This window comes from Rhizobium sp. OAE497 (assembly GCF_040546565.1).
GTDB lineage: Bacteria > Pseudomonadota > Alphaproteobacteria > Rhizobiales > Rhizobiaceae > Rhizobium.
Genome location: NZ_JBEPOA010000001.1, coordinates 3,025,001 through 3,038,834 on the forward strand (window position 1 = coordinate 3,025,001; position 13,834 = coordinate 3,038,834).

Below are 13,834 nucleotides of genomic sequence, written 5' to 3' on the forward strand. Positions count from 1 at the left end.
AGCAGGCACTCGACCTGCCCGACATGGCAAGCCTGTCCTACACGCATCCCGATCCGGTCAAAGCGGCGGCCGGCATCACTGTCAGCCGTCAGGAGCTTGCAGGTTTCCTGGCCTATCATTGATTGCGGCCGATCATTGATACTGGCATCGCAGATCATGGGTTTTTGACCCTCTAATCCTTCGTCACGGCGCCCTTCGCGCCGATACCTATTCGTGCGCGCCCGCATATCCTCATTCTCTGAAATTCTCTGGATTTCTCCGGCCCACGCTGGCGCCATCCTTCCGTTCGTGCCAAGAACCTGCTCCATGAACGCTTCAAGGATAGCGCAGTGAGGGATCGGCGCCCCCCGCAGAAGTTGCGAGACCGCGCCAAGCCCGCCGCCGACAATGGCGGCAAGCGGGTGACCCTGCCCCGCGCGCTCTCCAAGCTCGGCTTCTGCTCGCGAACCCAGGCCGAGCGGCTGATCGCCGAGGGCCGCGTCCTCGTTGATGGCCGCAAGATCACCGATACCAGCGCCTGGGTGGATATCGCCACCGCGAAGATCTCGGTCGATGGCACGGCGATCGCCGCCGAGGACAAGATCTATCTGATGCTGAACAAGCCGCGCGGCCTGGTGACCACCCGTCACGACCCCGAGGGGCGCCCGACAGTCTATGACTGCCTGAAGGATTTCGACGTTCCGCACCTGTCGCCGGTCGGCCGCCTCGACAAGGCGAGCGAGGGCCTGCTGCTTTTTACCAATGACACCAAGTTCGCCCAGACCCTGCTCGATCCGATCACCCATGTCGCCAAGACCTATCATGTGCAGGTCAACAGGATCATGGATGCAGAGCTGCTGGCCGAAATGACTTACGGCGTGCGCCACGACGGCGAGCTCCTGAAGGCGACCTCGGCGCGGCTGCTGCGCAACGGCGACCGCAACTCCTGGATCGAGGTCGAACTAGACGAGGGCCGCAACCGGCAGATCCGCCGCATGCTCGAAGCCCTCGATACCGAATGCCTGCGGCTGGTGCGCGTGGCGATCGGCGGCCTGGAACTCGGCGAACTGCCGAAGGGCGCCGTCCGCGCGCTCACAGAGACGGAGCTCCGTGATCTCAAGCGGCGCACCGGCATGGAAAAGACAAGACGGGATTGAACGGCATATGGAGATCGCTCCCCACGACTTCTGGCAGGAACTCCACCCGCCCGGCACCTTCGAGACCGCTGGCGATTTGACGCATTTCTTTGTCGCCGAACTGGATGACGGCCGCCAGCTGCGCCTGCCGATCCGCGTTCTCGCCGATGGCGAACACGCTTTGGCATCGCTGATCGTCAACCAGGCGAGCTTTGCCGTTCTCGATGCGCTGGCGACAGCGCTTGCCGCCAGGCTGCAGCAGTTCAAGCCGGACGTGATCGCCGGTCTGCCGACGCTCGGCCTGACGCTTGCCGCCGCCGTTGCCCAGAAGCTCGGCCATATCAGATATGTGCCGCTCGGCACCTCCAGAAAATTCTGGTACCGCGACGACCTCTCGGTCGCGCTTTCCTCGATCACCACGCCGGACCAGCAGAAGCGTCTCTATATAGACCCGCGCATGCTGCCGCTGCTCGAAGGACGCCGTGTCGCACTTGTCGACGACGTCATTTCCAGCGGCACGTCGATCGTCTCAGGCCTCGGCCTGCTCGATCAGTGCGGCATCGAACCGGTTGCGATCGGCGCCGCCATGCTGCAATCCGGGCGCTGGCGCGGCAAGCTCGCCGCCGCCGGTGGCCAGTGGCTGGACCGCACCACCGGCGTTTTCGCCACCCCGATCCTCGAAAAGACCGCGGATGGCCGTTGGCGCGCACCGGCGCCATGAGCGCTGACCGCTCGGCCCTAAGCTGAGGATTGTGCGATCTTTCTTCCGCCTCTCTCTATACAGCCGCCGAGACGCCGCTACATTCGGCTGACGGTTGCAACGCGAGCCTGCCCATGAATGTCGAGCAAGCCTCCCTGCTGGTTCTCCTCGCGGCGATGCTCATTCTGTTTTCCCTCGATCGCTTCCGGATCGAGGTCGTGGCGATCGGCGGCCTTCTCGCCGGTTTCCTGCTGAAGCTCTATCCCGCCGATGCGGTCTTTTCCGGCTTCGCCAGCCCCGTCGTCATCACCGTCGTCGAAATCCTGCTGATCGTGCAGGTGCTGGCGCAGGCGAAGTTCTTCGATGGACTGGCGCAGCGGTTTCAATCGGCGAAATGGTCAAACCTTGCCGTCATCGCCTCGCTGGCATCGATCACCGGCTTCATCTCCGTCTTCATGAACAATATCGGCGCCTTCGCCATCATGCTGCCGGCAACGCTGAGGGTCGGCACCGTGCTGCAGATCCCGCGCCGCCAGCTGGTGATCCCGATCTCATTCGCCGCCCTGCTCGGCGGGCTGGTGTCGCTGATCGGCACGCCGGCCAACCTGCTCGTCTCCGACGCGCTGACAAAGGCGACAGGTCAAGGCTTCCGCTTCTTCGACTTCGCCTATGCCGGCCTGCCAGTCGCGGCAGCCGGCATCCTGCTCATTTCCTTCCTCGTCACCCGCCTGTTCCCTGAAGCAGACGAGGAAATTTCCGGCCCGGCGCCCGCCGCCCGCCGCATCGTCGCCGAGCGCGAGATCCCGTTTTCCTCGCCGCTGGTCGGGACACGCCTGTCGGACTGTGCTGACAGTTTCGGGCTGCAGCCGCATGCGCTGACCCGCGACGGCAGCTTCGTGTTCGGCAGTCTCGCCAAATCGGTGATCGAACCCGGCGACACCCTGCTCGCCGAAGGCGCCGACAGCGTCTTTTCCGATCTCGAAGCCGGCGGCGCTCTGCTGGCGCCCGCGCATCCGAACGGGTTGCAGACCGATTTCGCCCGCATCGAGGCCGTCGTCATGCCGGAGAGCACGCTGATCGGCTCGCGCATCCGCTCGCTCGAAGTCTTCCGCAACCGGGGCATTACCGTCACCGCGATCTCCATGCGCTCGCCGCGCATCGAAGGCCGCTTCGAGGATCTGCAGCTGTCGATCGGCGATATCCTCGTGCTCGAAGGCACGCGCGATGCGATCGCCGAGGCGCTGGACGAATGCGAATGCCTGCCGCTTGCGACCCAGCCATCGGCGGGCAGCTCGAAAGGCTCATGGTATCCTTTCGCGATCTTCGCGGCCGGTGTGCTTCTCCCGGCCTTCGGCGTCCTGAGACCCGAGATCGCCTTCGCCATCGTCGTCTTTGCGCTCGCCGTCACCCGCTTTCTCAACATCCGCCAGGCGATGGCCGACATCAACTGGCCGATCGTCATCATGCTTGCGGCGATGATCCCGATCGGCACCGCCGTTCAGACGACGGGAACCGCCGAAGTCGTGGCGCGATGGCTGAGCCTCGTGGTGCCGATCTCGATGCCGCTCGCCGGAATGGCGGTGCTGCTCTTCGTCGCCATGGCGCTGACGCCCTTCGTCAACAATGCGACGGTGGCGATCGTGCTCAGCCCGATCGCCATCGAATTCGCAGAAGCCGCGCATCATCCGCCCGCAGCCTACCTGATCGTCGTCGCGGCCGGCGCCTCGCTCGATTTCCTGACGCCCTTCGGCCACCACAACAATACGCTCGCCATGAGCATCGGCAGCTACAGGGTTTCGGATTTCCTGCGCGCCGGTGGCCCGCTGGCGCTGCTTGGATATATAATGACAGTGCTGATTGTCGCGGCCGTCTGGCTTTGAACGCCATTTGCTTGACATCGCCCGCAATGAAACTAGAGCAGGGATAAACCTCTCCCACAAAGGAATGCTGAGCCCGTGCGAATCCTATCCGAAGCCCATTTCCCCGAATTGCCGAACTACTACCGCGGCAAGGTACGCGAGAATTACGATCTTCCGGATGGCAGCCGCATCATCATCAGCACCGACCGCCTCAGCGCTTTCGACCGTATCCTCACCTGCATTCCCTACAAGGGCCAGGTACTGACGCAGACCGCCCGCTACTGGTTCGAGGCGACCAAGGATATCTGCCCGAACCACGTCATCGCCTATCCCGATCCGAATGTCGTCGTCGGCAAGCGCCTCGACATCCTGCCTGTCGAGGTCGTCGTGCGCGGCTATCTCGCGGGAACGACCGGCACTTCGATCCTCACTCTTTACAAGAAGGGCGAGCGCCAGATGTACGGCATCACGCTGCCCGACGGCATGCGCGACAACCAGATCTTGCCGACGCCGATCATCACCCCGACCAGCAAGGAATTCGACGGCGGTCACGACGCGCCGCTGACGCCTGCCGAGATCACTGGCCGCGGACTGCTGACGCAGGAGCAGTGGGACACGCTCTCGAAATACGCGCTGGCGCTTTTTGCCCGCGGCCAGGAAATGGCGGCCAAGCGCGGCCTCATCCTCGTCGACACCAAATATGAGTTCGGCACCGACGCCGACGGCAACATCATTCTCGCCGACGAGATCCATACGCCAGACAGCAGCCGCTACTGGCTGGCCGACAGCTATCAGGCCGCCTTCGAAAGCGGAGGACGCCCCGTCAGCTTCGACAAGGATTTCGTCCGCGCCTGGGTCGCCGATCGCTGCGATCCCTATAAGGACGAGATCCCGGAAATCCCGGCCGACCTGATCGAGCAGACCTCCGCCGTCTATATCAAGGCGTTCGAGGCCATCACCGGCCAGGCCTTCATTGCCGATGACAGCGGCGAAACGCCTCTTGCCCGCGTGCGCCAGAATCTTGCGCCCTATTTCGCCTGACGATCGCCCGGCCGTACCCGCATTGCGTTTTGCACGCTTGCGGGCGCGGCCGCAGTCGCGTTAGCATTTCGGGAAATAAGGGGATGCCGGCAAAGACCGGCAGAGGGCTGAATGGCACGGAGGCCGAGACGGAAGGCCGAGGAAACGAGAGCCGACATCCTGTCGATGGCGGAGATCTTGTTTCGTCAACGCGGCTATGTGGCCGTGTCGATCGCCGATATCGCGACCGCGCTCGGCATGTCCCCCGCCAATATCTTCAAGCATTTTCATTCCAAGACGGCGCTGGTCGATGCCATCGCCGAAATTCACCTTGGCGCGGCGACCGAGCGCTTCGGCGCCGTCGATGGCGATCTGCCGGCCAAGGAGCAGCTGCAGCGCTTCGTCCTGCGCCTGCTCGATTCCCATCTGCAGGACATCCAGGATAACCCCTATATCTTCGAAATGGTGCTGACGACGATCCAGGCCAAGCTCGATGCCGGCACCCGCTACCGGGAGCGGATCGAACATCGTCTGGAGCAGATCATCCGGCAGGGTGTCGCCGCCGGAAGCTACAAATGCACCGATACCGGCCATGCGGCGGTGACCGTCGCCGACGTGCTGGCCTGCGTGCTTCATCCCGTGCTGATTGCCCGCGACGACAGGGACACGCTCGTTCACAAAGCACACGACATCGTCAGCTTTGTTGATGCCGCACTGCAAAATAGCGCTTGATAAGTGACGATTGCTGAATTACGTCACTTCAGAAAGCTTTTCTTAAATTCGGATGATGGCGTTTGATCCGGATCGCGTAGCGTCTTCCATGGCGCGTCCGGCTGTTTCCGGCTGATCCTTCATATGCCAACCGCACCAGGGAATTCAGAATGATACGGCGTGCTCTCCTCCTCTCCACGGCTCTGGTCTTCGGCGGCTTTCTGGTCGCCTGCAGCGACAGCGGCAACAAGCAGGCGGGCGCAGCAGGCGCTGGTGCCGGTGCTGCCCAGCAGGCCGCACCCGTCGGCGTCGTCGCTCTGACCAAGGACAATTATCCTGTTACGACGATCCTTCCGGGCCGCGCCGAAGCCTATCAGACGGCCGATATCCGCCCGCAGGTCAGCGGCATCATCCGCGAGATCACCTTCCGCGAAGGCGGCGAAGTAAAGAAGGGCGACGTGCTCTATCAGATCGAGGACGCGCCTTATGCCGCCGCGGTCGAACAGGCCAAGGCCGCGATCGCCAAGGCTGAGGCGAGCGTGCCGAGCGCCCAGAGCAACTTCGACCGCTACCAGCGCCTCGTCGGCAGCGGCGCGACGCAGATCGAATACGAAACCGCCAAGACGACGCTGCTGCAGGCTCAGGCGGAAGTCGAATCCGCCCGCGCGGCTCTGGCCTCGGCGCAGATCGATCTCGATCACACCAAGATCCTCGCCCCCTTCGACGGCATCATCGACCAGACCGCCTACAATATTGGCAACGTCGTCGCCGCCAACCAGACGACGGCGCTGACGACGGTACGCCAGCTCGACCCGATCTACATCTCGCTGACGGAATCGAGCACCAACCTGCTGCGAATTCGCGATGCCATGGCCGCAGGCGACATCAAGGACAAGGCGAATGTTGCCTTCCGGCTGATCCTCGAGAACGGCAAGGAATACAATCAGCAGGGCAAGCTCGACATGTCGAAGCAGATCGTCAGCGAGACGACCGGCACCTTCATCATCCGCGTGCTGTTCCCGAACCCCGATCGCGTCATCCTGCCCGGCATGTATGTCCGCGCCACGGTCGAGCTCGGCTCCGAGGACGCCTACGCGCTGCCGCAGCTGGCGACCAGCCGCGACGCCAACGGCCGCCTGACGGCGCAGTTCATTTCCGGCGACGGCAAGGTCGAGACCCGCGTCTTCGAAAATGCGACGCCCTCGAACAATTCGTGGCTCGTAAACCAGGGCGTCAAGGACGGCGACCAACTGATCGTCAGCGGTCTGCAGTCGATCGCGCCCGGCATGCCGGTGAAGCCGGTTCCCATGAAAATCAATGAAAACGGTGTGGTCGTGGCTGCCGAACAGCCTGCGGCCGGTGACGCTCAGAAGCCCGCCGCGAAGTAAGTCGCGACGCCTCTCACAGTGATCCAAGCCGCACAGGAATAAAACTGATGGCCAAGTTCTTCATCCGACGCCCGATCTTTGCGTGGGTCATCGCGATCACCATCATGCTCGCGGGTCTGCTCGGCATCTACACGCTGTCGATTTCGCAATATCCGGATATCGCTCCGACCACGGTGCGCATCAACGCCACCTATCGCGGCGCCAGCGCCGAAACCGTCGAGAAATCGGTGACGACGATCATCGAAAAGGGCATGACCGGTCTCGACGACCTGACCTACATGACCTCGACCTCGTCGACCGGTTCGGCCAGCATCTCGCTGACCTTCGGCAACAGCGTCGATGCCGACATCGCCCAGGTTCAGGTGCAGAACAAGCTGCAGCTCGTGCAGTCGCAGCTGCCGGGAGACGTCATCGACGCCGGCATCAGCGTCACCCGCTCGACGTCGAGCATCCTGCTCGTGGGATCGCTGGTCTCGACCGACGGCAAGCGCTCCTCCGTCGACCTCGGCAACATCATCTCGAACTCGATCGAAGATCAGGTGCAGCGCCTCGAAGGCGTCGGCAGCATCAACATCTTCGGCTCGGGCTACGCCATGCGCGTCTGGCTCGATCCCTACAAGCTGCAGAAGTTCCAGCTCACCCCAAGCGACGTCACTTCGGCGATCGAGGCGCAGAACACCCAGGTCTCCGTCGGTTCGCTCGGCGCTCAGCCGACGACGCAGGGCCAGCAGCTGAACGTGACGATCACCGCCCAGAGCCAGCTGACCACGGTCGACGACTTCGAGCACATCATCCTGAAGGTCGAGAAGGACGGTTCGACGGTGCGCCTCAGCGACGTCGCCCGCATCGAGATCGGCCAGGAAAGCTATGGCGGCGCCTCGCGCTATAACGGCCAGCCCTCTTCCGGCTTCGCCGTCAATCTGGCGATCGGCGCAAACGCCATCGATACCGCCGAGCGCGTCCGCGCCTCGCTGGATACGATCGGCCGCTCGCTGCCTGAAGGCGTCGAGATCACCTATCCCTACGACACCACGCCCTTCGTCGAGCTGTCGATCGAGAAGGTCATCCACACGCTGATTGAAGCGATCGTGCTGGTCTTCGTCGTTCTCCTGATCTTCCTGCAGAACCTGCGCGCCACGCTGATCCCGACGATCGCCGTGCCCGTCGTGCTGCTCGGAACGTTCGGTATCCTCGCGGCGGCCGGCTATTCGATCAACACGCTGACGATGTTCGCCATGGTTCTGGCGATCGGCCTGCTCGTCGACGACGCCATCGTCGTCGTCGAAAATGTCGAGCGCATCATGTCCGAAGAGAAGCTCTCGCCGCTCGAAGCGACCGAGAAGTCGATGGGCGAAATCACCGGCGCCATCGTCGGTATCGCGCTCGTCCTGACCGCCGTCTTCATTCCGATGGCCTTCTTCGGCGGCTCGACCGGCATCATCTACCGTCAGTTCTCGATCACCATCGTCTCGGCGATGCTGCTCTCGGCGCTCGTCGCCATCGTGCTGACGCCGGCGCTCTGCGCCACGATGCTGAAGCCCGTCGACGGTCATAAGAAGAACCGCATCGGCGACTGGTTCAACCGCAACTTCACCCGCTCGACCAACGGCTATGTCCGCAGCATCGGCTATCTTCTGAAGCGGCCGATCCGCGTCATGCTCGTCTTCCTGCTGATCGGTGCCGGCTGCGCCTATCTTTTCGCGCGCCTGCCGAGCTCCTTCCTGCCACAGGAAGACCAGGGCGTGCTGCTGACCATCGTCACGACGCCGCCGGGCTCGACGACCCAGCAGACCCAGGCCGTCGTCGAGAAGGTCGAGAACTATTATCGTGAGAACGAGAAGGACGCGGTCGATTCCGTCTTCGGCGCCCTCGGCTTCGGCTTCAACGGCTCCGGCCAGAACAGCGCGATCGTCTTTACCAAGCTCAAGGACTTCTCGCTGCGTACCGACCCGAACTTGCATGCGCAGGCTGTCGTCAACCGCGCGCTGAAGAACTTCTTCGCGATCCGCGAAGCCCAGGTCTTCGCCCTCCTGCCGCCGGCCATCCAGGGCCTCGGCGTCTCGAGCGGCTTCTCGATGTATCTCGTCGATACCGGCGGCCACGGCACGCAGGCGCTCGACGCCGCCTCCAAGCGGCTGATCCAGATGGGCAACAGCAGCGGCAAGGTCGTCGCTCTGCGCTCCAACAACAAGGAAGTCGAGCCGCAGATGAAGATCATCATCGATCAGGAAAAGATCGGTGCAATGGGCGTCGATATCGCCTCGGTCAATTCGATGCTGTCGATCATCTTCACCGGCCGCGACGTCAACGACTTCACGCTGAACGGCGAGATCAAGCCTGTCTACGTGCAGGGCGACGCGCCCTTCCGCATGCAGCCAAGCGATCTCGATCACTGGTATGCCCGCAATACGGCCGGCGAAATGGTCCCCTTCTCCGCCTTCACCAAGACGGAATGGGCGCAGGGCGCGCCGTCGCTCGCCCGCTTCAACGCCACAAGCGCCATCCCGCTCGACGGCGCCTCGGCGCCGGGCGTCAGCTCCGGTGACGCGATGAACGAGATGGAAGCGCTGACAGCGCAGCTCGGTGGCGGCTATACAGTGGCATGGCAGGGCATCTCCTATCAGGAGCGGCTCTCCGGCTCGCAGGCGCCGATGCTCTACGCGATCTCGGTCCTCGTCGTCTTCCTCTGCCTTGCAGCGCTCTATGAAAGCTGGTCGATCCCGTTCTCGGTCATCATGGCCGTGCCGGTCGGCGTGCTCGGCGCGCTTGCGGCGGCAACGCTCTTCGGCCAGGCGAACGACGTCTACTTCAAGGTCGGCCTGCTCACGACGATAGGATTGGCGGCGAAGAACGCGATTCTCATCGTCGAGTTTGCCAAGGACCGAATGGAAACGGGGATGGGCCTTTTAGAGGCGACTCTCGAAGCGGCAAGGCTGCGTCTGCGCCCGATCATCATGACCTCGCTCGCCTTCATCCTCGGCGTCGTGCCGCTGGCGATCGCGACCGGCGCAGGCTCGGCGGCGCAGAATGCCATCGGTATCGGCGTTCTCGGTGGCATGCTGGCGGCAACCGCACTCGGGATCTTCTTCGTTCCGTCCTTCTTCGTGGTCATCCGCCGGGTGTTTTCGCGGCGCAAAAATGAGGCGGGAGTGTGATAAAAATACACTGCCCGAACGCCAGACTCATTGCTACATTGCGGCCGACTGCTTCGGCATGGTGTATCTCGTTGGCACGGAGCGCGGCCGATTGCGAAGCATGATGCTTCGGACAAGAAATTTAGGACTTGGTCGAGTTACAGGAAGAACATTGCATGGTATCTCTTCGTTATGCCACACCGGCGTTGATGCTTTTGTTGGCGGGCTGCGTAAGCGGCCCGGATCATGTACCGCCGGAAATGCCGCTTCCTGCGAAGTTTGGCGAAGGCGGGGTCAAGAGCAATGGTGATGTTGCGACCGCCCAGTGGTGGACGGCCTACCGCGACCAGCAGCTGAACTCGCTGGTCTCCCAGGGTATCGGCCAGAACCTCGACGTGCTGCAGGCCCTCGAGCGCATCAATTCGGCTGAAGCCCAGGTCACCGTCGCCGGTGCCGGCGCCCTGCCGAGCCTCGTCGTCGGTGCATCGCAGACCGTCAGCGGCCAGATGGGCAACCTGCGCAACCAGCGCGGCGCTACCAACACCACCGCCGGCGAAGCCAATGTCTCCTGGCTCCTCGACCTCTTCGGCGAATACCGCCGCTCGAAGGAAAGCGCGCTGGCATCGCTGGATTCGGCTTACGCCACCGCAGATGTCGCCAAGCTCACCTTCCTCCAGGATCTGGTCAACAGCTACATCGACGCCCGCTACTACCAGGAGCGCATCGAACTCTCCAAGGGCGATCTGAAGTCTCGCCGCGAGACCTTCGATCTCACCAAGTTCCAGCTCGAAGCCGGTGCCGCCTCGCGCCTCGACGTCGTCCAGGCCGAAGGTCTGGTCCAGGCGACCCAGGCCGAAATCCCCGGTCTCGAAACCAGCTTCCGCGTTTCTGCTCACCACATCGCCACCCTGCTCGGCCTGCCGGCATCGTCGCTGATGGCCGAACTGCAGAAGGGTTCGCGCCAGCCGGTGTTCCGCGGCGGTCTGCAGGCCGGTATTCCGGCTGACCTGATCCGCAACCGTCCCGACATCCGCAAGGCCGAACGCGATCTCGCTGCTGCCACCGCCAATATCGGCGTTGCCGAAGCACAGCTCTATCCGTCGATCTCGCTGTCGGGTTCGATCTCGCCGTCCTACGTCCGCCCGGTTGGCGGCAATGGCGGCCTGACCACCTGGTCCTTCGGCCCGACGCTGAACCTGCCGATCTTCGACGGCGGCCGTCTGCGCGCCAATGTCGACATCACCAAGTCGGATGCCAAGGCTGCCTATCTCGCCTGGAAGTCGGCTGTTCTGAGCGCCGTCGAGCAGGTCGAGAATGCGCTGTCTGCCGTTCGCCGCGATGCCCAGACGGTGGAAGCCCTGCGTGCCCAGGTCAAGACGACCCAGGAATCGCTGGAGCTCTCGACCGCCAGCTACAAGGACGGCGCCTCCTCGCTGCTCGACGTTCTCGACTCGCAGCGCAACGTCTCGACCGCCCAGGCAAGCCTGGCCGCTGCCGTCCAGCAGATGGCCAAGGACTATGTCTCGCTCAACGTCGCCATCGGCGGTGGCTATGCGCCTGATGGTGCAAAGCCGGCTGCTGTAGCAAAGGTTGAGACCGTTTCGGTCAAGAAGAAGTAACGGTCGCTCCAAACGATCCGAGAAAAGCCCCGCTTTCGCGGGGCTTTTTTTATGTTCGCAACCTCTAATCCAGTGCGGAAAACCCGCATTGCGCTAAGATTCGATTCGACAACGCCACATGCTTCCTGTACACGCTGATTAAACGATTAATCAAACCGCACGGCAAACCATGGCTTCGTCACGCCCGGGACCGAATTTGAGCAGGATCGCGACGGCGCTCGGCGTCTCCGTAGCGACCGTTTCGAATGCCTTGTCGGGCAAGGGCCGCGTTTCCGAACAGCTGGCGGAAAAGATCCGCGAACATGCCGCCGAGCTCGGCTATATCCCGAGCCAGGCAGGCCGCGCCCTGCGCACCGGCCGCAGCGGCGTCCTCGGCCTCGTTCTCCCTGACATTGCCAATCCGCTCTTTCCGAAGATCGCCCAGGCCATCGAATTTGCGGCAAAGTCCGCCGATTACGGTGTCCTGATCGCCGACTCCCGCGGCGACGTGACGGCGCAGACCGAAGCGATCAACCGGCTGATCGAGCGCGGCGTCGACGGCATGGTCGTGGTGCCGCGCCGCGCCACGCGCATCTCCGCCTCCAGCTGCCCGGTCGCCGTCATCGATACGGCATCGACCCCCGGCAATACCGTCGCCGCCGACCACTGGCAGGGCGGCCAGCAGATCGCCGCCCATCTCGCAAGCCTCGGCCACAAACGCGTGCTCATCATCGGCAACAATCCGGAATCAAACGTCCAGAACGACCGCGCCGGCGGCATCCGATCGGGTCTGACCGCAGGCATGAGCTCGGAAACGCTGTGGATCGAAAAGCTTGAGCAGACCTCGGGAAGCGGCTGCCGGCTCGGCCTCGCCAGGAAGGCCGCCGAGGGCTTCACCGCCTTCGCCGCCCTCTCCGACCTTCAGGCGCTCCGCGCGCTCACCGAGCTGCAGCAGGACGGCATCAATGTGCCGACCGATGTCAGCGTCACCGGCTTCGACGACCTCATCTGGTCGCCGGTTGTCACCCCGGCGTTGACCACTGCGCGCATGGACATGGACCGGATCGCCGAGATCGCCATTTCAGCGCTGCTGAAGGTGATCATGGAGAACGGCACCCGCGAGGGGATCATCGTGAGCGCCGAGACCGATCGCGTGCCCATGCAACTGATCGTCCGCCAATCCTCCGGGCCTGTGAGCCCGGCAAAACAAAACCTGACAGATGGAGAACTCCTGACATGAAGACCCTCATCGCATCTGTAGCGCTGCTGGCGCTCTCCCCGCTCGCCGCCTCGGCGCAGGAGCGTACGCTGACGATCTCCGTCTATGCCTTCGCTCAGGACGACTTCAAGACGATCGTCTACGATCCCTTTGAGAAGCAGTGCGGCTGCAAGCTCGTCGTCGAGACCGGCAACAGCGTCGAGCGCCTCGCCAAGATGGAAGCCAACAAGGCAAACCCGGTCGTCGACATGGCCGTCGTTTCGATGGCCGACGCGCTCTCCGCCACCCGCAAGGACCTGATCGAGAAGATCGACACCTCCAAGCTCACCAATTTCGGCAAGCTCTACGACATCGCCAAGGATCCGAACGGCGACGGCATGAGCGTCGGCTACACCTTCTATGCCACCTCGATCGCCTACCGTTCCGACAAGATGAAGATCGAGTCCTGGGCCGATCTCCTGAAGCCTGAATATGTCGGCCACGTCGCCTTCCCGAACGTCACGACCAACCAGGGCCCGCCGGCGCTCTTCATGCTTGGCCAAGCGCTCGGCAAGGATACGCCCGACCTGAAGGGCGCCATCGAAGCCGTCGGCGAGAAGAAGGACGACATCGTCACCTTCTACGAAAAGTCTTCGCAGCTCGTGCAGTTGATGCAGCAGGAAGAGATCTGGGCCGCCCCGATCGGCCGCTTCTCCTGGGCGGGCTTCACCAAGCTCGACGTTCCCGTTGCCTGGGCAACCCCGAAGGAAGGCCAGACCGGCGGCATGAACGTCATGATCCTCGCGAAGGGTTCCAAGAACCAGGATCTGGCGCTGCAGTTCATGGATTTCTGGCTCTCGACCGACATCCAGACCAAGCTTGCCGAAAAGCTCGTCGACAGCCCCGCCAACAAGGAAGTGAAGCTGTCGGAAGCCGCCGCCAACAATCTCACCTATGGCGAAGAAACGGCCAAGAGCCTGAAGCTCATTCCCTCGGCCGTGGCGCTCGACAACCGCGACACCTGGCTGAAGGAATGGAACAACACCGTCGGCCAGTAAGCCATCCATCGCCGGTCCCGGCCTGCCGGGACCGTTTCCTTCCCGCCTGAGAA

11 protein-coding genes (1 of these 11 only partly in view) are annotated in these 13,834 nt (G+C 63.1%); all 11 read left to right on the forward strand.

Going from position 1 to position 13,834, the window contains the following annotated elements:
* A protein-coding gene (locus tag ABIE40_RS15325; protein ID WP_112720539.1) for a hypothetical protein crosses the window boundary here: on the forward strand, positions 1-122 show its 3' portion. 85 nt of this gene lie to the left of the window's left edge; only the last 122 of its 207 coding nucleotides appear in the window; its start codon lies beyond the left edge, outside the window; the stop codon is at positions 120-122.
* A 207-nt stretch (positions 123-329) separates the two neighbouring features.
* A complete protein-coding gene (locus ABIE40_RS15330) occupies positions 330-1,136 on the forward strand; it encodes a pseudouridine synthase (RefSeq protein WP_112720540.1) in 807 nt (268 codons plus the stop codon).
* Positions 1,137-1,149: 13 nt separating this feature from the next.
* Positions 1,150-1,836, forward strand: a complete 687-nt coding sequence (locus ABIE40_RS15335; protein ID WP_199629972.1) for a phosphoribosyltransferase — start codon at positions 1,150-1,152, stop codon at positions 1,834-1,836.
* Positions 1,837-1,949: 113 nt separating this feature from the next.
* Entirely contained in the window at positions 1,950-3,695 is a 1,746-nt protein-coding gene (locus tag ABIE40_RS15340; RefSeq protein ID WP_199629964.1) for an SLC13 family permease, read from the forward strand.
* A 75-nt stretch (positions 3,696-3,770) separates the two neighbouring features.
* Entirely contained in the window at positions 3,771-4,715 is a 945-nt protein-coding gene (locus tag ABIE40_RS15345) for a phosphoribosylaminoimidazolesuccinocarboxamide synthase (protein WP_130284644.1), read from the forward strand.
* A gap of 111 nt (positions 4,716-4,826) precedes the next feature.
* Positions 4,827-5,426: a TetR family transcriptional regulator gene (locus ABIE40_RS15350; RefSeq protein ID WP_112720542.1), complete on the forward strand. Its 600-nt coding sequence runs from the start codon at positions 4,827-4,829 to the stop codon at positions 5,424-5,426.
* A 149-nt stretch (positions 5,427-5,575) separates the two neighbouring features.
* A complete protein-coding gene (locus ABIE40_RS15355; RefSeq protein WP_112720543.1) occupies positions 5,576-6,793 on the forward strand; it encodes an efflux RND transporter periplasmic adaptor subunit in 1,218 nt (405 codons plus the stop codon).
* A 47-nt stretch (positions 6,794-6,840) separates the two neighbouring features.
* Entirely contained in the window at positions 6,841-9,948 is a 3,108-nt protein-coding gene (locus ABIE40_RS15360) for an efflux RND transporter permease subunit (RefSeq protein ID WP_130284650.1), read from the forward strand.
* 155 nt (positions 9,949-10,103) lie between these two features.
* A complete protein-coding gene (locus ABIE40_RS15365) occupies positions 10,104-11,546 on the forward strand; it encodes an efflux transporter outer membrane subunit (protein ID WP_199629963.1) in 1,443 nt (480 codons plus the stop codon).
* Between the two features lie 169 nt (positions 11,547-11,715).
* Positions 11,716-12,765, forward strand: coding sequence for a LacI family DNA-binding transcriptional regulator (locus tag ABIE40_RS15370; protein ID WP_199629962.1), 1,050 nt, complete (start codon positions 11,716-11,718; stop codon positions 12,763-12,765).
* Positions 12,762-13,781 (forward strand): ABC transporter substrate-binding protein, encoded by a 1,020-nt coding sequence (locus ABIE40_RS15375; RefSeq protein WP_199629961.1) that lies wholly within the window; start codon positions 12,762-12,764, stop codon positions 13,779-13,781. The genes ABIE40_RS15370 and ABIE40_RS15375 overlap by 4 nt, the downstream gene beginning before the upstream one ends.
* Positions 13,782-13,834 lie beyond the last annotated feature (53 nt).